The 18,990-nt window shown below is 42.6% G+C and carries 16 protein-coding genes and 1 pseudogene; 5 read left to right on the top strand and 12 right to left on the bottom strand.

Going from position 1 to position 18,990, the window contains the following annotated elements; all coding sequences use genetic code 11:
• Positions 1-487: 487 nt before the first annotated feature.
• On the top strand, positions 488-1,204 hold the full coding sequence (gene arcA / locus PXH59_RS18360; RefSeq protein ID WP_047766739.1) for a two-component system response regulator ArcA: 717 nt from the start codon (positions 488-490) through the stop codon (positions 1,202-1,204).
• A 114-nt stretch (positions 1,205-1,318) separates the two neighbouring features.
• On the opposite strand, the gene creA is transcribed toward arcA, so the two are convergent.
• Positions 1,319-1,795, bottom strand: coding sequence for a protein CreA (gene creA, locus PXH59_RS18355; RefSeq protein WP_072161169.1), 477 nt, complete (start codon positions 1,793-1,795; stop codon positions 1,319-1,321).
• Positions 1,796-2,424: 629 nt separating this feature from the next.
• Between creA and robA the strand changes: the two genes are divergently transcribed.
• On the top strand, positions 2,425-3,306 hold the full coding sequence (robA, locus tag PXH59_RS18350) for an MDR efflux pump AcrAB transcriptional activator RobA (RefSeq protein ID WP_285809555.1): 882 nt from the start codon (positions 2,425-2,427) through the stop codon (positions 3,304-3,306).
• On the opposite strand, the gene gpmB is transcribed toward robA, so the two are convergent.
• Positions 3,303-3,950, bottom strand: coding sequence for a 2,3-diphosphoglycerate-dependent phosphoglycerate mutase GpmB (gene gpmB, locus PXH59_RS18345; RefSeq protein ID WP_285809554.1), 648 nt, complete (start codon positions 3,948-3,950; stop codon positions 3,303-3,305). The two genes, robA and gpmB, sit on opposite strands and share 4 nt — an antisense overlap.
• Before the next feature lie 54 nt (positions 3,951-4,004).
• On the opposite strand from gpmB, the gene yjjX reads away from it, so the two are divergent.
• Positions 4,005-4,532 carry an inosine/xanthosine triphosphatase gene (gene yjjX, locus PXH59_RS18340; RefSeq protein WP_047766742.1) on the top strand — a complete coding sequence of 176 codons (528 nt, stop codon included), beginning with the start codon at positions 4,005-4,007 and terminating at the stop codon, positions 4,530-4,532.
• An 82-nt stretch (positions 4,533-4,614) separates the two neighbouring features.
• Here the strand turns inward: yjjX and trpR are convergent, their stop codons facing one another.
• Positions 4,615-4,938, bottom strand: coding sequence for a trp operon repressor (gene trpR, locus PXH59_RS18335; RefSeq protein WP_047766743.1), 324 nt, complete (start codon positions 4,936-4,938; stop codon positions 4,615-4,617).
• Between the two features lie 54 nt (positions 4,939-4,992).
• Positions 4,993-6,912 carry a murein transglycosylase gene (gene sltY / locus PXH59_RS18330; RefSeq protein WP_285809551.1) on the bottom strand — a complete coding sequence of 640 codons (1,920 nt, stop codon included), beginning with the start codon at positions 6,910-6,912 and terminating at the stop codon, positions 4,993-4,995.
• A gap of 264 nt (positions 6,913-7,176) precedes the next feature.
• Here sltY and ettA point away from each other — a divergent pair, with 264 nt between their 5' ends.
• Positions 7,177-8,844 carry an energy-dependent translational throttle protein EttA gene (gene ettA, locus PXH59_RS18325; RefSeq protein ID WP_072059729.1) on the top strand — a complete coding sequence of 556 codons (1,668 nt, stop codon included), beginning with the start codon at positions 7,177-7,179 and terminating at the stop codon, positions 8,842-8,844.
• A gap of 74 nt (positions 8,845-8,918) precedes the next feature.
• Here the strand turns inward: ettA and PXH59_RS18320 are convergent, their stop codons facing one another.
• The 4 genes from PXH59_RS18320 to serB form a co-directional block, all read right to left on the bottom strand.
• Positions 8,919-9,647, bottom strand: coding sequence for an ATP-binding cassette domain-containing protein (locus PXH59_RS18320; RefSeq protein WP_285809550.1), 729 nt, complete (start codon positions 9,645-9,647; stop codon positions 8,919-8,921).
• Positions 9,648-10,321: 674 nt separating this feature from the next.
• The gene (nadR, locus tag PXH59_RS18315) at positions 10,322-11,548 is read right to left on the bottom strand and encodes a multifunctional transcriptional regulator/nicotinamide-nucleotide adenylyltransferase/ribosylnicotinamide kinase NadR (RefSeq protein ID WP_285809549.1); all 1,227 of its coding nucleotides are present in this window, start codon (positions 11,546-11,548) and stop codon (positions 10,322-10,324) included.
• 505 nt (positions 11,549-12,053) lie between these two features.
• Entirely contained in the window at positions 12,054-13,436 is a 1,383-nt protein-coding gene (gene radA / locus PXH59_RS18310; protein ID WP_047766748.1) for a DNA repair protein RadA, read from the bottom strand.
• 28 nt (positions 13,437-13,464) lie between these two features.
• Positions 13,465-14,442, bottom strand: a complete 978-nt coding sequence (gene serB, locus PXH59_RS18305) for a phosphoserine phosphatase (protein ID WP_285809547.1) — start codon at positions 14,440-14,442, stop codon at positions 13,465-13,467.
• Between the two features lie 116 nt (positions 14,443-14,558).
• Between serB and PXH59_RS18300 the strand changes: the two genes are divergently transcribed.
• Positions 14,559-15,224 (top strand): YtjB family periplasmic protein, encoded by a 666-nt coding sequence (locus PXH59_RS18300; RefSeq protein WP_047766750.1) that lies wholly within the window; start codon positions 14,559-14,561, stop codon positions 15,222-15,224.
• A 7-nt stretch (positions 15,225-15,231) separates the two neighbouring features.
• On the opposite strand, the gene PXH59_RS18295 is transcribed toward PXH59_RS18300, so the two are convergent.
• The 4 genes and pseudogenes from PXH59_RS18295 to metC all read right to left on the bottom strand — a co-directional run bounded on the left by PXH59_RS18295 (position 15,232) and on the right by metC (position 18,934).
• Positions 15,232-15,549: a hypothetical protein gene (locus tag PXH59_RS18295; protein ID WP_285809546.1), complete on the bottom strand. Its 318-nt coding sequence runs from the start codon at positions 15,547-15,549 to the stop codon at positions 15,232-15,234.
• 307 nt (positions 15,550-15,856) lie between these two features.
• Positions 15,857-16,687, bottom strand: a complete 831-nt coding sequence (dkgA, locus tag PXH59_RS18290; protein WP_285809545.1) for a 2,5-didehydrogluconate reductase DkgA — start codon at positions 16,685-16,687, stop codon at positions 15,857-15,859.
• Between the two features lie 218 nt (positions 16,688-16,905).
• Positions 16,906-17,577, bottom strand: coding sequence for a DedA family protein (locus tag PXH59_RS18285; protein ID WP_047766753.1), 672 nt, complete (start codon positions 17,575-17,577; stop codon positions 16,906-16,908).
• A 162-nt stretch (positions 17,578-17,739) separates the two neighbouring features.
• Positions 17,740-18,934, bottom strand: a pseudogene (gene metC, locus PXH59_RS18280) (cystathionine beta-lyase).
• Positions 18,935-18,990 lie beyond the last annotated feature (56 nt).

The following is an 18,990-nucleotide window of genomic DNA, read 5'->3' as shown; positions in this document are numbered from 1 at the left end:
TATTTAGTAGCATTTAATTTTACAAAAAACATATTTTGTAATTATTTTGTCTTTATGATAAAAACGTGTCATCTGGATATTTCAGTGTCGAGCGAATCTCTTTCAAGTATTCACGACATCTCAACATCCATTAACATAATTTATTCAAGTCAATAACAAATGACCTGAATTAAAATTAACAATTACAATTAATGTTAACGTGCTACAATTGATTTTGATATGTATCAACAAAAGTTAGTTTTTTTAGAAGGCAAATGCATTACTAGCTGTTATATTGCTGTTAATAGACTAATATAGAAGCCTCGTTTAAATCGGGTATGTACCCTCTAGGAAAGCGACGCTAGCTTTTAGCGTAAAACATATCAAAACATTTATTTCGGGCATAAGCTGATTTTCTGTTACTCAGAACAAGATCAGCGTATTTTCTTTTAATAATAACAGCTTGTGTCATACAGATTCTGTTTTTTAGCGATTTTAGGTAGCAACCATGCAAACCCCGCACATTTTGATTGTTGAAGACGAAATTGTCACACGCAATACCCTTAAGAGTATTTTTGAGGCTGAAGGGTATGTTGTTTATGAAGCCAATGATGGTTCAGAAATGCACAACATTCTGTCAGATAACGATATCAATTTAGTTATTATGGATATCAATCTGCCAGGTAAAAATGGTTTGCTGCTTGCCCGTGAATTACGTGAGCAGGCAAATGTTGCGTTGATGTTCTTAACTGGCCGTGATAATGAAGTGGACAAAATTCTTGGTCTCGAAATCGGTGCTGATGATTATATAACTAAGCCATTTAACCCACGCGAATTAACCATCCGTGCACGTAATTTACTTTCGCGGACAATGAACCTGAGTCCTCCAGGAGAAGAGCGTCGCCAAGTTGAAAGTTATAAGTTCAATGGATGGGAGCTGGATATCAATAGCCGCTCTTTGGTTAGCCCGATGGGCGATCATTACAAACTGCCGCGTAGCGAATTCCGTGCGATGCTTCATTTCTGTGAGAATCCAGGAAAAATTCAAACCCGTGCAGAATTGTTGAAAAAAATGACGGGCCGCGAACTGAAACCTCACGATCGTACTGTTGATGTGACTATTCGCCGTATTCGTAAACACTTCGAATCGACACCAGATACGCCAGAAATCATTGCGACTATCCACGGTGAAGGCTACCGTTTCTGTGGTGATTTAGAAGAATGATTGATACCTTTTTATAGGTATATATTCGACATGGCGTCTCTGTCAAAAAGCCCCGTATGTCTTATGGCATCAGGGCTTTTCTTGTAGTTGGTGCTTGCCTCAGTGATAAGTTATTCACTCTTTCCACGGCATAATCGGTACAGCACTGATTGCATTTTTAGGGGAACCATCGATCACTTTGTCAGAATAAGTCAAATAAATTAGCGAATTACGATTTGGGTCGTAGAAGCGTACAACCTGCAATTTTTTAAATACCAAAGAAGTGCGTTTCTGGAAGACGACTTGTCCTTTCTTAGGGGATTTCTTTATCTTATCTGCCAATTCAATCGGGCCAATTTGCTGGCAGGATATGGCGGCATCAGAGGTATCTTCTGCTAATCCCAATCCTCCCTTAAGCCCTCCAGTTTTGGCTCTGCTCAGATAACAGGTGACATTTTTAACGTCAGGATCATCAAAGGCTTCTATCACTATCTTGTTATCGGGACCAAAAAGTTTGAACACGGTGTCAACAGAACCGATTTCTTCAGCATGCAAAGCCGCAGGAGAAAAGAGTAAGGTAGCCGCTATCACTATTTTCTTCATTGTTGCCATATATAGTCCAATTGAATTAAATAAATACAGTGAAAATATCTATCATTCACATATAATGTAACGCAATAAATTTAATTAAATTATTTCCAATGTGAATGTATCTGTGGTGGAAAATCAGGACATTATAGCTGAATACGCCCCCAAGACGAGTAAGTAATGGCCTTTAAAACGTTATGCCATTGGAGTTAAGTTAACACCCTGTACGTCAGTAATAAATATATTTTCTCTTATAATTCATATTATTGACTTATTTATCAGGACAATGCTTGACATATTACCGATTCTGATATTAATTTATTCCAAGCAAAAACTTGTTTAATTCATTGGAAGTTTGTTGATTACCTCAATGTAACAATCAATATGTCCAATGGAATCATCTTGGCATAGTATACCTAAAGAATAACTAACCAATAGTTATAGTAAATATGTGTAATTAATTGCCGGGATGGTGTACGGCAACAACACTCAGGGAAATTGTCATCTGGGTTTATTTTGGGAAAAGTATAGGTGTTGATTATTGATCAAACTACACAATATCTGTTTTTAGGGAAAAGATTTTATTTTTCAATCTAATAAGCTGTTTTACATTTATATGATTTTCTTTTTGTCTTAATGACTGAGGGAGATGTATGGATCAAACCAACATCATTCGGGACTTGCTGCATTGGGTGGATAATAATCTGGATCGTCCATTGTCTCTTGATAACGTTGCAGCAAAAGCAGGTTACTCCAAATGGCACTTGCAGCGCATGTTCAAAGAGATAACAGGCCAGGCAATAGGTTCTTATATCCGTGCGAGAAGGTTATCCAGAGCTGCCGTTGCATTACGTTTAACCAGCCGTCCTATCCTGGACATTGCCTTGCAATATCGCTTCGATTCTCAACAAACTTTCACAAGAGCTTTCAAAAAACAGTTTGACCGAACGCCAGCCGCCTATCGTCGAAGCGAAGAGTGGTGCGCAAAAGGAATATGTCCTCCTATCTTGCTGGATAACAAACCTCTGCCAGAGCACAAATTTGTCACATTGGAAGAGAAATCACTTATCGGCACTGAGCACACTTGCAGTTACACACTTGAGCAATGGTCAGAAGATTGCAAGAATATGCGTCATGAGTTTTGGATTAACTATCTACAAGATGCGGAAGTATTACCACCGAGGCTTTATGGATTACACCATACGACCCCTTGTATGGAGAGTGAAGATGAACAGACCGTGTTCTATACCACAGCCATAGAACCAGAATATGCTACCTTTGATACCAAAGATAGCCGCCCAGTCGTCTTGCCGAGTGGGGATTACATTTCATTCAGTTATTTTGGTGATAAAGAGCAGTTACAAGAGTTTCTCTTTACAGTTTATGGCGTCTGTTTGCCTACGCTAAATATAACTCGCAGAAAGGGATACGATGTTGAGCGATATTACCTCACCAATCTTGAATGGAAAAATCTTGGGGATGAGACACAAAATCATGTTGTGGAATTTGAGTATCTCATCCCAATTGAACGTTAACCTTGTAATTCATCCAAGGCGGGCATATCCAGATGAGTGATATCGCCCGTTGTTTCAACTATCCAACCAGGGGCCAGCCACGGGCTATCCTGATAATCCACCCGTGAAATGGAACAGTTTCTCAACCGTAGACGGCGTTCTGAGTTAGCAGGAAGACCCAGAATAGAGCAGATCAAACTGACGAGAGCTATTCCATGACTGACCAACAATGGACGACTACCCGCAGGCAGGTTAAGGCAATTTTCCAGTGCGGCCCGCATACGGGTAGACACTTCATGCATCGATTCACCTTCTGGGATCCGTCCATTTGGTGTACCATCAACAAGACTTTTACGCCAGGATTCTTCTTTTGGTGTGAGGGAAGTGAGTTCGCGATTTTCCAGAACGCCCATATTTAACTCTCGCAGGCGTGGTTCCAGTATGACGTCGCAGCCACAGGCTCCCGCGATGATTTCTGCTGTTTGGCGTGTCCGACCAAGGTCACTGGTGATAACATGGGTAATGTTTTCTGATTTAACTCTCTGCGCGACCAAGTGAGCTTGGCGCTGACCCGTTTCAGTCAAAGGACTGTCAGATTGCCCCTGAATACGACGAGCCACATTCCATTCGGTTTCGCCATGACGAACAAGATAGACCTGTAACATAGTTATTTTCCGTTATACTGCATCATGAAATAATTCAAAGGATAATTTATTTATATGTACCACGTTATTGCAGCAACAACTAACCCTGCGAAGATAAAAGCGATTAGCCTTGCATTCGATGATGTTTTTGGCCCAGGCACTTACCATATAGAAGATGTTAATGTAGACAGTAGCGTACCTCAACAACCCATTGGTAATACTGAGACTCGTACCGGTGCTCGTCATCGAGTTATGGCGGCTCGTCAGGTCCGGCCAGAAGCGGATTTCTGGGTTGGCGTTGAAGCAGGAATTGAAGATGATATGACGTTTGCCTGGATGGTGGTTGAACATAAACAAATTCGGGGAGAATCGCGTTCTGCTAGCCTGATGTTGCCAGAAAAAGTCCTGGAAGGCATTCGTCAGGGACGAGAACTTGGCCATGAAATGGCGGATGTCACTGGCGTCAATAATATCAAGCAGAAAGGTGGGGCGATTGGCTTTTTTACCCACGGTATACTGACGCGTACCAGCGTTTATCATCAAGCTCTGATATTGGCTCTGGTGCCTATTCATCATGAAATTTATAAAGAGTCGAATACTTAATCTTAACGGCAGTCGCTGTTTGGGGGCACGATTAGACGGCCCCCGCTGCATTATTTAGTTTGTTATTTTATCGTGGTTATTGTCAATCAGTTAGTAACTGATTTTCCAGCCATTTCTTAACATGAACCGGTGCATTCTTTAAGCTATTGGAACCACGTGTAATTGTCGCAATACCAACGGCCAGCTCATTTTTCAGTTCGCGCTGGTTCATTTGCCCCCGCATCAATTCCTGAATAATCCGAACCCGAGTTGATAAAGCGGTACGTTCATCGGGAGTCAATAATAGCTGCAAAATAGAATGTTGCAAATTTTGTTCAAATGCGATTTTTAACAACTCAACAAAAGTGAGCCAGTCATCACCTTCTTCCGGGGAAAGTGCCGGATCAATCAAATGATTTTGTGCCATAATTAACTACCATACTATTCAACTAGTACAGTAGCATACCATATTAATCTTAAATTAATAACGTCTTTGCCATTCCGCATTTGTCAGCACATTTGGCATTTTTCCCATAAAATTGTGGTAGAACATGTCGTAGGCAAGAACATTTTTGACATAAGAGCGCGTTTCCGCAAAAGGAATGCTCTCAATAAAGGCGACGGGATCGATATTTCCAGCGGTGTTAGCTAACCAACGTTCAACATTTGCAGGGCCGGCATTATAAGCGGCACTGGCAAGAATACGGTTATGACCAAAACGCTGATAGACCGATTCCAGATAAGCGGTGCCAATTTTAATATTCGTAATCGGGTTCATTAATTGATTGCTGCTGACATAACCCTGAATTTTCTCACTCTTCACGGTATGTTCGGCGGTTTTGGGCATGATCTGCATTAATCCACTGGCTCCTTTGGAAGAACGGGCCTGTGGGTTCCAGGCACTTTCCTGACGGGCAATTGCCATGGCATAACTTTGTGAAATATTTTTATCTGACGTGAAGTTTGCAAATTCATTTTGCCACGCCATCGGGAAACGCTCTTCAAGGTGGTCCCACATTTTTCCCGCAATGGTAGCTTGTACACTGAATGCGGGCCAGTGCTGCTCAAATGCATAACGAGCCAACTGTTCTTGTTTCACGCGATCTTGCGAAGAAACCAGGAGAAGCCATTCTGAGCGGGCCAAATTATCCATATTCCAATACAGCAACTCCCGGATACGTTGAATGGCTGGCATAGTGGCAATGGCACGATCGGGTCTTTCTGATTTATTGATGGTCAGGGGATAAGAAATATCTAATTTCTGGGCTGCCACCATGGGATAAAAACCACGATGTTCGGTCAGTTTACGTAATATCGCATTGCCTTCTGCGCTTTTTCTTTGATTGAGCAGAATAATCGCACGCCAATATTGCCACTCATCTTGTTGCAACGTTTTTTGCGGCAGCAACGAAATCCATCTTTCAAGCCCGGAGAGATCGCCATTCCTCAATGCCAGGCGGGCACGCCGTTCAATCAATTTGATAGAGTGTGAATCGCGAATGGTCTCATCCCGCCATTTTGCCTGCTCTGGTGTAATGTCTCCCATCAATTGCCATGCGACGATATCTTTTAATTGCTGTCGTTCGGCGTCATTCATCTTTTGTGAGCGAACAAGGGTAGGGATGCTGACTCTGGCAAATTCAGCATTTGTGCGGGCAAATCGGGAAAAGTTCGTTATGATAACCGAGCGGGTGAAGTCGGTTGGTGTGGCAGTTGTGGCAAATTGTTCAATGAATGCTGGATCATGTTGTAGTTTTAGTAAATTCGTACTCAAGCTTTGATAACGCAATGGTAAGCGTTTGACAAGATAGGTAACAAGTGTGGTGTTATTGGTTTTCACCGCCAATTCGATACGCTGTAAAATTAAATTTGCAGACAGGTATCCGGCCCGATCCCATGCAGTGAGTAGTTTATCGCAACTATCAGGTAATGAGTTGTCATGGAGCCAAATTTCTTGGGCACCTTGCCAGGCGACTTGCTGGTGTCCTGTGGCCCATTGCGCAAAGTAATAATCACAGCGTTCTGCAACTGTATTTGGCGGATTGAGACTGAATGTCAGGATGCCGCTCCAGTCACCATTATTTGCCAGTACACTGATAAATCGAGATGCCAGTGAACGTGCGGGTGGCAAGGTAGGGTGCGTGTTAATAAAGTGCTGAACTTGCTGAGGCGTGGTCGTTGCCAGATCCTGAGATAATTGACGATATTCGAGATAGGGATACAGGGGATAATTTTTCAGCGTTGGCATCAGACGCGCCACTTCCTCCCTATTTTGGGCATCCCATGCCTGCTTTATTGCTTGATATCGTTGACGTTGGGCATCCAGAGAATCAGCATGTGCCGCTCCAGCAACAATAGAAACCATACTCACAGCCATGATGAAATGCCGCCACTTACTCATTGCCATATACCCCTTCGGAAGACTACTATCGGTGTCCAAATGCCCTGTGTCTAAATACTTTGCTCAGGTGCGTTGTCCAAGTGAATTATTAAGATGTTATGTAATTATAATCATATTATTGATGTGAGTTATTACAATTGTCATACCAAATGGAAAACGCTGGAAAAGTGTTATTTGATAAGAGGATAGGTAAAATACACTATCTAAACGGGATAAACGCAAATGATTTTTAAAATTTCTTGATTAATCAAAAGGTAAACTACATTGGCTCAATATGTTTATAGTATGCATCGGGTGGGAAAAGTTGTTCCTCCTAAAAGGCATATTCTGAAAAATATTTCTCTGAGTTTTTTCCCTGGAGCGAAAATCGGTGTTCTCGGTCTCAATGGTGCCGGTAAATCTACTTTACTGCGCATCATGGCGGGTATTGATAAAGATATTGAGGGAGAAGCGCGCCCACAACCGGGTATTAAAATCGGCTATCTGCCGCAAGAACCTAAGCTTAATCCTGAACATACTGTTCGTGAAGCTGTGGAAGAGGCTGTTAGCGAAGTGAAAAATGCGCTGACTCGCCTTGATGAAGTTTATGCGGCTTATGCTGATCCTGATGCGGATTTCGATAAGCTGGCAAAAGAGCAAGGTGAGCTGGAAGCGATTATCCAATCTCATGACGGACACAATCTGGACAATCAGCTTGAACGAGCGGCTGATGCTTTGCGTCTGCCTGCATGGGAGGCGAAGATTGAACACTTGTCCGGTGGTGAACGCCGTCGTGTGGCAATTTGCCGTCTGTTATTGGAAAAACCAGACATGCTGCTGCTTGACGAACCCACAAACCACCTTGATGCTGAGTCTGTTGCATGGCTGGAACGCTTCCTGCACGGTTACGAAGGCACAGTGGTTGCGATCACCCACGACCGTTACTTCCTTGATAACGTTGCTGGTTGGATCCTGGAGCTTGACCGTGGTGAAGGTATTCCGTGGGAAGGCAACTACTCTTCATGGCTGGAACAAAAAGATGCACGTCTGGCACAGGAAGCTGCGTCAGAAGCGGCTCGCCGTAAATCCATTGAGAAAGAGCTTGAGTGGATCCGCCAAAATCCGAAAGGACGTCAGGCAAAAGGCAAGGCACGTTTAGCTCGCTTTGAAGAACTGAGTAGTGTTGACTACCAAAAGCGTAATGAAACCAGCGAATTGTTCATTCCGCCTGGCCCACGTTTGGGGGACAAGGTGCTGGAAGTCACCAATCTGACCAAATCTTACGGTGATCGCGTTCTGATCGACAATTTGAATTTCTCTTTGCCGAAAGGGGCGATTGTCGGGATCATCGGCCCGAACGGTGCGGGTAAATCAACGCTGTTCCGTATGTTGTCAGGACAAGAGCAGCCCGATTCTGGCTCAATGACACTGGGTGAGACGGTTAAATTGGCTTCTGTTGAGCAGTTCCGAGATAGCATGGATGACAGCAAAACCGTTTGGGAAGAGGTTTCTGGTGGTCAAGACATTATGCGTATCGGCAACTTTGAAATTCCGAGCCGTGCCTATGTTGGTCGCTTTAACTTCAAAGGCGTCGATCAAGGCAAACGTGTTGGTGAATTATCTGGTGGTGAGCGCGGTCGTCTGCATTTAGCTAAACTGTTGCAAGTTGGCGGCAACATGTTGCTGCTTGACGAACCAACCAACGATTTAGACGTCGAAACGTTGCGCGCATTGGAAAACGCCCTGCTGGAATTCCCAGGCTGTGCGATGGTTATTTCCCATGACCGTTGGTTCCTTGACCGTATCGCAACACACATCATTGATTATCAGGATGAAGGCAAAGTCACCTTCTTTGAAGGAAACTTCAGCGAATACGAAGACTACAAGAAGCGGACTATGGGGGCGGAAGCACTGCAACCTCACCGCATCAAATATAAAAAGATCAGCAAGTAAGTCTGCCAGAAAAAACGGCCTGATATCAGGCCGTTTTTTTTGTTGATGGTAACTAACGTGGTAATATTGAGCTATTACGACACTAAAACGCGTCGTTCCAGTATGGATTCATAAGTCTTAGTTGCCTTTCCACTTGCTAAAGTGATAACGCTACCTGCATGTTGTATCAGGCGTTTATCCTGGGAGGCAATGACAACCGTACCTTTCCGTTCATGGGCAATAAATTTAAAGATATTAATGAACGTCTGAAATGCCTGATGATCTAAATTGCGAGTTGGGTCATCTGCAAATAAATATTCAGGTCTTCTGACTATGGCTTTCGCCATGGCTGCCAATTGTTTCTCGTTTTCAGACAGTTCCCCTGGATAATAACGGCTTTTATCGCCTAATTTCACAATATCCAGCGATTTTTGCGCGATTTTTTCGGCTTGCTCGCGAGCAAGCGGTAATCCATAAGCCGTTGATAATAATAAGTTATCTAAGATAGTGAGTTCACTAAATAAGTTGAAATCTTGGAAGATAAACCCACTATTTTCATGATGAAACTTTCCTAATTCCACATCATTCATTAGTTTCAACTTGTTATTATTAATTAATACATCTCCTTGATCTGGTTGTAACATACCCGATGCAATCGACAACACTGTACGGTTAGTCGATGCTTTCGGCCCTGTTATCAAAGTAATTTCACCTGGTATAATAGAAAATGTGATATTTGAAATCATTTCATGATTAACTGTAGCATCAGTTAAACCATATGAAATATTGATAACCTCAATCGATTTAAATTGATTCAAGTTCATATTCTCAACACAATTAGGTTAAAAGATTAAAACTTTATCCTTAAACATATGCTGTCTAAATTCATTCGTAATGATACTGATATCCCTACGGTATTGTACGAATAAAAATAGTCTATATGTGAAACATCTTCATCAAGGATATACTCATCTTATGTCAATTATTATTTACTATGACTATCTAATAAATGAGATGTTTCTTAGTCTTGGAATAAAAATCAATAATATTAATGAATTATGCTTAAGGTAACAATGAAAAAATAAAAATAGCATAAATTCTTCTATTTTTATTCCACTTTTATAATAAGGGAAAAGTCATTTTATATTTCGTTAATATTTTAATGTTACTTTTTATTACCTCCGTTATTGATAAAAACACTTAGAATATTTGTGGGTTTATTCGTGACTAATAAATTTTATATAAATAAATCAATAGACCTGTTCATTAAATGACTTATTTCCCTGTAATTCAAGTCAAAACAGTAAAATTAAAGTATCAAAAAATATTATTATCACAATTTATTTTATTACATTTGTTAAGATAACTAAAGTAAACATTTAACTCATTGTTAAGGTGAGGTAATTATAATAAGATAAAGATTACACTGAATAATAAATTACTATCAATTAACCTTGATAATAATATGAGTGTAATCTATTTTATATATAAAGGTTAGTTATTCCATTAACATCTGTTGCACTAATTCAACGCAATGTAGAAAACGTTGGTCATAATCCGGTGAATTGACACAAATATAATCGATATTATTTTTTTTCAACAAACTTTCAAGCAAATGGTGAAATTCTTTGCGATCTCGCTCGCTCCCCAAATTTCTTAAACCATCTGCAACCCACGGGGTGTTGTTTTCTAAAAGAATAACTAAATCAAAACGATACTCATCAATCATCGCCTGAACGAAAGGATGTTCTTTTCCTTCGTAGCGTTTGCAAAATGCCTGTGTTGTTACAAAATCAGTATCGATAAATGCGACCTTATTGGCATATTTAACAGAAAAATCAATGTATTGAGCATGGCCTAATGCAATTTTATCGTAATCTGAGTATTGTAAAGCCATTTCATCGCCTCCCAGGTGGGAAAATACATATTCGCGCCCATATTCCCATGCGCTGGTTGTGTTAAACATATTGGCCAGCTTATTCACTAATGTCGATTTTCCGCTCGATTCTCCGCCAAGAATAGCCACGGTACGTACAAAAAATGGCTTTACTTCTGTAGGGATATATTCCCAGTAACGGAAAGGAGCCTGACGGATTTGGCTACCGCTAATATTCATGAATGAGCGTTGTGGGTCGATAAGTACAGTTTCAACGCCGAAATATTCTTTATAACGAGGAACATCCTGTGCTTCGCTGGAATAGATATAATTAGGATTGATGTTTTTTGTTGCCAGAAACGAGTTAACACTTTGACTCCACGTTTCCCAGCCATTTGGGTAAGGTTCCATTCCTTGTTCATCAATTGCATGAATATGAATACTTTTCTGATACTTGAATGTTTGCAGCAACCATCTCAGACGGTCACTGACCGTCGGTTGTTGAGACATCGAACTGTTGATGAATAACTCACGATCACGCACTTCGTCATAGCAAAGAACAACATGTAACTCATCAACTTGACTGGATGCTCGTTGGATCAAATAAATATGTCCAGTATGTAATGGGTAAAATTTACCAAACACAACGCCGACCGTTTTCTTTTCCATGGGATATGCTAATCCTAGATATTGATGAAGAGAAGCCAGTTTCTGAGCACTGGGACTTTTTATTTTTGCATTAATTAGTTGGCTTAGATAGCCTTTGGTCATTCCGCTGGCATCAGCAACCTGCTGTAATGTATAACCTGCCTGTTTGATTGCCTCTTTCAAATAGTCAAATTGCGCCATAAAACCCCCTCTATGTTTAGTATACTAAACAAAGTAGCATATTTGTCGTGAAAGGTAAAAATAAAATAACCAAATGCTAAATTGATAGCTATACTCGATAAACTTCAAGTTGCAATCCGCAAGACGACGTGAGGCCCTATATTTCCCCGCTGCGTGGGGAAATATAACACGCATTTTGAAGTTGAATTGGTATAGTGTTTAACTATTTGATTTTTTATTTAAGTAAGATGAATAAAAATATTTATTCATGATTTTATTATCCGCCTCGTTTGATATGTGATGGCAGGCGAGAGAATATTCTGGCAAATTAGGCAAAATACTTAGATTGCTGTTTAATAGATTTCAAGCAGTAACTTGAAATCTATTGGCTATATATATTCGATAAACGTCAAGTTGTAATCCGCAAGACGACGCGAGGCCTTATATTTCCCCGCTATGCGGGGAAATATAACACGCACCTTGAAATTGGATTGGTATAGTTCTAAAAAGAATAACAGATTGTGTATTAATCCAGATCATCCAGAACAGATAACGCATCGGCCAGCTTTTTGACACCAAATACTTTCATGTCAGGCAGTGATTTTTTCGGCATGTTAGCATGAGGAACAATAGCACGTTTAAAACCGTGTTTAGCGGCTTCTGAAATGCGTTCTTGCCCACTAGGAACAGGGCGAATTTCTCCCGCCAACCCCACTTCTCCAAATACCACCAGATCACGGGGCAGAGGCCTGTCGCGGAAACTGGAAACCAAAGAGAGCAATAACGCCAGATCAGCACTCGTTTCCGTAACTTTTACCCCACCGACAACATTCACAAATACATCTTGATCAGACATTTGCAAACCGCCATGTCGGTGCAGAACGGCAAGCAAAATAGCCAGCCTGTTTTGTTCAAGCCCGACGGCTACCCGGCGTGGGTTTGCCATCATGGAGTGATCTACCAATGCCTGAATTTCAACAAGCAACGGCCGCGTGCCTTCCCAGACAATCATAACCGAGCTACCCGAGGTAATTTCATCGCCACGACTCAGGAAAATGGCGGAAGGATTACTGATTTCCCGTAGCCCCTGTTCGGTCATTGCAAATACACCTAGCTCATTAATAGCACCGAAGCGGTTTTTATGGCTGCGCAGGGTGCGGAAACGGGAATCAGCTTCACCATCCAACATGACAGAACAGTCTATACAGTGTTCGAGCACCTTGGGACCAGCCAAAGTGCCATCTTTGGTTACATGCCCAACCATAATAATGGCAACCCCACGGGTTTTGGCAAACCGTGTCAGGTAGGCTGCGGTTTCCCTGACTTGTGCAACACTGCCGGGTGACGATTGAATATCAGCCATGTGCATGACCTGAATTGAATCAATCACCATCAGTTTAGGTTGTTCTTGCTCTGCAATCAGACAAATCTGCTCAATGCTGGTTTCCGATAACATATTCAGTTGATCTGTCGGCAAACCCAGCCGATATGCTCGCATCGCCACTTGTTGCAATGACTCTTCCCCGGTCACATACAGGGTTTTCATCTGGGTGGATAGCTGGCACATGGTTTGTAAAAGCAGAGTACTTTTCCCCGCGCCTGGGTTACCGCCAATCAAAATGGCGCTGCCGGGAACCACACCACCACCGAGCACCCGGTCAAACTCTATAAACCCGGTTGAAAAACGGGGCAGTTCTTCCAGGCTGATATCAGAGAGTTTCTGTACCTTACTGATCCCAGCGTCCCCAGCATAGCCACTAAAACGCTCATTGCGGGATGATGAAGCGGCGGCTAAACGCACTTCCGTAATGGTATTCCATGCGTGACATGCGGTACATTGCCCCTGCCAACGGGGATAATCCGCACCACATTCGTTACAGACAAATGCCCGTTTTGCTGCTTTTGCCACTTTGTACTTCCTCAATATAATACTTTTGTCAGCGTTCTTCGTGTTTCAAACCACCGCTCAATACACACAGGACGCCCATTAAATCTGCATGGCGGATAGCAACTTTGGCCTGAGTGTAAACTTTTGGTTTAGCATGATAGGCGATCCCCAACCCTGCCTTGCGGATCATTTTCAGATCATTGGCACCATCCCCAATAGCGACGGTTTGACTCAGAGGAATATTCAGGGCTTTTGCCAATCTTATCAGCGTGGTTGCCTTGTATTTGGCATCGACAATCGGCCCTTTGACTTTACCGGTCAGCTTGCCATTTTTTATCTCCAGTTGATTGGCGACTGCGGCAAAAAGGCGTAGCTGCTGGCGAAGATTGTCGGCAAAGAAAGTGAAACCACCGGAGGCAATAGCGACATGCCAATCCAATGATTGTAACTTGCGAACCAGACTGGTTAGCCCTGGCATAAGCGGAAGTGTTTCCATCACTTGTTGCAAGATTGAGGCATCGGCACCTGCCAATTGTGCCACTCGCTCGCGCAGACTTTCTGAAAAGTCCAGTTCGCCTTGCATCGCCCGCTCTGTGATTTCCGCCACTTTATCACCCACTCCGGCCAAGTGGGCAATTTCATCAATGCATTCAATCTGAATAGCGGTAGAATCCATATCCATCACCAATAAGCCAGGTGAGCGGAGGCGAGGGATCTGCCCCAAGGGAACGACATCCAAACGGCACTCATCTGCCTGCCGTTTAATGCGCGGCGAAAGGCTACCGGCAATACGGACAACCTGATAATCATCGATCCGCCATGAAGAGACCACCACAATGGCGGCGCCCAATCGGTGCTGGAACTCGCTGATACGCTGTTTATCCAAACCACGTCCATACAGCAACCAGCCGCTATCTCCTGCCCGGTAATCCAGAGGCATGACTTCATCACCACTGAGAGATAGGGGTAATCCGGGCCATTTATGGATCTCATCCGGTAAATAGCGATAGGCCAGATTATTAGACATGAACATTGACTCCTGTAGTTCCATATAATTTGGTGCAGGCAAAAAACGCTTTTCAAACTATCCTATCATTACCGCATCTGGCAACATGTGCTTTCTGAACATGGGACGAGATAACGATGATAAAAACCAAGCTAAAAATTAGACTGCACAAGACGGCGATTATATTAATATGTATAGCTCTGCTGGTACTGCTGATGCAGGGAGTTTCCTATTTCAGCCGTTCTCAACAACAGGCGCATATGGATCAATTTGAAGATCTGGCGAAAACATTGGCAAAACAGGTCGCATTCAGCTTGTCTGATTATATGGAGAATGGTAGCAAAGATCTTAATAATAAAAAGATTATCGCTAACTTAGATTACTTAACGAGTAATAGCCGCATTTTGGATGCCAGTGTCTATCTGGAAAATGGCACACAGATAGCACGAAGGGGTGAACCGGTTTCTGTTCGTGAACGATTATCGTTGGAAGGCAAAAAATCCAGTAGTTATTTCAACCAACAAATTGTTGTGCCGATACCAGGAGAAAATCACCCAAAAGGTTTTCTTCGCCTGACACTGGATACACATCGATTGGCGACCGAGGCTAAACAGGTCGATAACACAACGAACTTACTTAGGATAATGCTCCTGCTCTCTTTGGCGATTGGGTTTATTCTGGCTCATAACTTGCTGAAACTGTCTCCTAGTCGCTGGCAACAATCCCCTTATCTGCTGACGGCCAATACTAAATCTTCTGATGAAGCAGAAAGTAAAGCACAAGATGATGATAACCAACGGTAATGTGACATTAGCGTTGGTTATTGTGCGGATAACTTTCCTCATTATCAATGTTCTTTCCATAATACCGCTTGAAACAAATGGAATAGAGTACGCCGTGTAGAAGTGCAATCATGACTGAGCCATAAAACACAATCGGCTGATGAGCAACATTAATATGCACAATCGGAATATTGTCAAAACGAAAGATATACATATGAAAGGCCATCGCTGCGATTGCAAGTAAGATCCCCGCTGCGTTGTGGTGGATCCGATGTGACAGCAGGAGCCATTTTAAGGCGAAGAAAAAAGGAATAAGCATTAATAAAGAAATAACCACATAAACCATTATCATTTCCTTAAGTTTTTGTTTGGAATGTTGATGTAAGCAGATAGATTGAACGCTGTCATAAGCACGCTGCGTGTTTCAATTATCTATTTAATATACCTGTTATTTAGCAATGTGAAGTAAGTCTATAACATGGTTTATACATAAATAGTAAACATAGTTATTATTAATTTTTTTGATTTTATTGATGAATTATTGTGTTTTATGGAGAGGATTTTATTCAGGTACATGGCCTGAACCCTGCTAAAGAACAGCGTTCAGGCTCATTGGGATGGAGAGATGAATCTATGGCGGGTGATTTTACTCACTAGAATTGATTGTAAGTATCGGGGTTTGGGCCTATGCGCTTCCCGATGTCCAGTTCAGCCATGGCGGTTAAGTCTTCTTTTTCCAGTCTGAAATCAAATACATCAAAATTTTCTTTAATACGGGAAGGTGTAACCGATTTAGGAATGGCAATCATGCCGCAGTCAAGATGCCAACGAATCACAATCTGCGCTGGCGTTTTGCCGTATTTAAATGCCAGACGTTCAACCAATGAAGAATTAAAAACGCCTTTTCCGCCCCGTGATAACGGACTCCAAGACTCGGTTGTAATATAATGGGTGGCATTCCATGAGTGAAGTTGTCGCTGTTGTAGTAAGGGGTGCAGTTCAATTTGGTTGATGACGGGAACCACCCCCGTTTCCTGTATTATTTTTTGTAAGTGCTCGATATGAAAATTACAGACGCCAATACTGCGAGTCAGGCCGGCTTCTTTCAGTTCAATCAGTTGCTTCCATGCATCAACATAATGATCCTGTTCGGGCACTGGCCACTGAATGAGATAGAGATCAACATAATCTAACTGTAGTTTGCCCAGGCTTTCTTGTAATGCTGCACGAGCATCCAGGTGGCGATCATTCCAGAGCTTGGTGGTGATGAAAATTTCTTCGCGTGGGATATCAGTTTCTTTTAAGGCTTTTCCCACACCTTCTTCATTATGAAAAATGGTGGCTGTATCAATGGAGCGATAACCGACTTCTAATGCGGTATGGATAGACTTAACAACCTGCTCATTACTCGCTTTCCAAACGCCAAGCCCTAATTGTGGCATGTGATTCTCATCAGCGAGTTTAATAATTGTCTGCTGACCCATTATTACCTCCTTTAGGTTTGGAACTTTTTATGGCTGGAAGAGATCTGCCATCAAGCAGCTAATCTGAAAGATAAATTTCTACGCCCGGACTTTCCAGAAAACCGACGAGTGGCGTGGATAACTTTATTGATTCGTTTTTCTTTTAAACCCTCCGTAAACCCGCCGTAAACCCGCCCAATTCTGCCGTGTATTGGCATCCTGGGATGCCATTCAGCCTGTTATTTGTTTTTCTTTGCTGTTCCTTTCTTATAACGCCAATACATCAGCAGAGAAGCGGATAACCCACTGAACAACAGAATGACAGGCAAAATCACCAAAATATTCATGACCGTATCTTGATGTGCTTTAACGAAAGGGATCTGGTTCAAAATATAGCCAAAACCCACGATAATAATGACCCATAAGAAGCCACTTAACCAGTTAAAAAATTGAAAGCGTTTATTATTTAGACCAGAAATACCGGCAAATGTTGGCAGGAGAGTACGCACAAATGCTAAAAAGCGTCCTATAAGCAGGGCAGACAGGCCGTGTTTAGAGAATAATACATTGGCACGTTGGCGATATTGCAAGGGAAGTTGAGCCAGCCAGTTTTTGACAATACGGGTATGGCCGAGCCAGCGCCCCTGTAAATAACCCAGCCAACAACCCAGGCTTGCCGCGATGGTGAGCAGAACTACCGTAGGGATGAAGTTCAAGACACCTTTGGCAATCAGAGCACCGGAAAGCACCAGCAGAGTATCGCCGGGCAAAAAGGCGGCTGGCAGTAGCCCGTTTTCCAACACTAGCGTGACAAAGAGGACGCCATAAATAACCCAGATGACATCTGGATTGGCCAGTTGGTTAAAATCATGATGCCAGAGTGCATGCACGATCTCGCTTAACGTTTCCATTGTTTATCCTGTGACTTTTGCGAGTAAAAATAATTAACAAACAGATCTGCCTCAGTGTACCGCAAAATGATGAGATAGGGGGGGATTTGAATCAGCATCAGGGAAACCGTGGCTATCTGCAAATACGCAGTAAAAGAGATAGCCACAATTAAAAGGTGAACGTTAACGAACTGCTAAACGAGCAAAACCGGCTTCCAGATCATCAATCAAGTCTTGTGGATTTTCCAGACCGATATGGAGACGGAATAAGGTGCCCGCTTTTTGCGGCGAAGGGTATTGACGCAGTCGTTGCAGCATTTCTGGTTGAATGCCCAAAATTAATGACTCAAAACCTCCCCACGAAAAGGCCATCTTAAAATGATTCAGGTTATCGAGATAATCAGCAAATTGCTGGTGTGTCAGCTGGGTATTCAGGAGAAAAGAAAATAGCCCACAGGAACCAGTAAAATCGCGTTGAAAGAACTGATGCCCTGGGCAAGAAGGCAGGGCAGGGTGATAAACCTCGGCCACCTCCGGCCGCTGCGCAAGCCATTTGGCAATTCTGATACTGTTTTCTTCGTGTTGTTTTAAACGAATCGCTAACGTTCGCAGCCCTCGGTTTGCCATATACACGGTATCGGGATCGGCGATTTGCCCTAGCAAGTAAGATCCTTCTCTAAGCGTTTCCCAACATCGTGCATTGGCGACGGCCGTGCCCAGCATCCCGTCTGAATGACCAATAATATATTTGGTGGCGGATTGGATGGAAATATCGATGCCAAACTCCAGCGCCTTAAACAGTACGCCAGCCGCCCATGTATTATCAATGATAATGACAATCTCAGAATTGACTTGTCGAATAGCACGCACAATAGCAGGAATATCTTGCACTTCCATCGTCAGGGAGCCGGGTGATTCAAGAAAGATAACTTTGGTATTAGGTTGAATCAGCGCAGCAATGTTTTCTCCGATCGTGGGGTCAAAATAATCGGTGGAAACCCCCATTTTTTTCAAAACATGATGGCAAAATTCCTGTGTAGGTTCATAGGCAGTCCCTGTCATTAAAACATGATCACCGGTTGCCACAAATGCCAGAATTGAATGAGTAATAGCGGCCGTACCGGAAGGATAGAGTGCACAACCGGCCCCCCCTTCCAGTTCAGCCATCGCGGCCTGGAAAGAGAAATGGGTCAGTGTGCCACGGCGCCCATAAAATAATTCACCCCTGGCCCGGTTTTTCAAGGCGTGTTCTAAATCTTCAACAGTATCGAAAATGACAGATGAAGTGCGTTGAATCAGGGGATTAACGGCACTTTGCGTATATCTTTTTTTGTCGCCCTGCACTAACCAATAAGGTTTCGAGTTTTTTTTCTGTCATGGCATCATTCCCCAAGTTATTTCCTGCCTGTCTCTAAATAGAATCGTGCAAATAAT

Origin of the sequence: Xenorhabdus bakwenae (assembly GCF_030272115.1) — a bacterium.
Classification (GTDB): Bacteria; Pseudomonadota; Gammaproteobacteria; order Enterobacterales; family Enterobacteriaceae; genus Xenorhabdus; species Xenorhabdus bakwenae.
Note: the sequence above shows the minus strand (reverse complement) of the source record. Positions and strands in the feature narration are given on the sequence as shown.

Coding starts and splice junctions, on each gene's coding strand:
- trpR (WP_047766743.1), bottom strand. CDS start 4,938: ATGGCACAAAATCATTTGATTGATCCGGCACTTTCCCCGGAAGAAGGT.
- arcA (WP_047766739.1), top strand. CDS start 488: ATGCAAACCCCGCACATTTTGATTGTTGAAGACGAAATTGTCACACGC.
- robA (WP_285809555.1), top strand. CDS start 2,425: ATGGATCAAACCAACATCATTCGGGACTTGCTGCATTGGGTGGATAAT.
- PXH59_RS18300 (WP_047766750.1), top strand. CDS start 14,559: ATGATAAAAACCAAGCTAAAAATTAGACTGCACAAGACGGCGATTATA.
- serB (WP_285809547.1), bottom strand. CDS start 14,442: ATGTCTAATAATCTGGCCTATCGCTATTTACCGGATGAGATCCATAAA.
- creA (WP_072161169.1), bottom strand. CDS start 1,795: ATGGCAACAATGAAGAAAATAGTGATAGCGGCTACCTTACTCTTTTCT.
- PXH59_RS18285 (WP_047766753.1), bottom strand. CDS start 17,577: ATGGAAACGTTAAGCGAGATCGTGCATGCACTCTGGCATCATGATTTT.
- dkgA (WP_285809545.1), bottom strand. CDS start 16,687: ATGGGTCAGCAGACAATTATTAAACTCGCTGATGAGAATCACATGCCA.
- PXH59_RS18320 (WP_285809550.1), bottom strand. CDS start 9,647: ATGAACTTGAATCAATTTAAATCGATTGAGGTTATCAATATTTCATAT.
- yjjX (WP_047766742.1), top strand. CDS start 4,005: ATGTACCACGTTATTGCAGCAACAACTAACCCTGCGAAGATAAAAGCG.
- nadR (WP_285809549.1), bottom strand. CDS start 11,548: ATGGCGCAATTTGACTATTTGAAAGAGGCAATCAAACAGGCAGGTTAT.
- PXH59_RS18295 (WP_285809546.1), bottom strand. CDS start 15,549: ATGGTTTATGTGGTTATTTCTTTATTAATGCTTATTCCTTTTTTCTTC.
- sltY (WP_285809551.1), bottom strand. CDS start 6,912: ATGAGTAAGTGGCGGCATTTCATCATGGCTGTGAGTATGGTTTCTATT.
- gpmB (WP_285809554.1), bottom strand. CDS start 3,950: ATGTTACAGGTCTATCTTGTTCGTCATGGCGAAACCGAATGGAATGTG.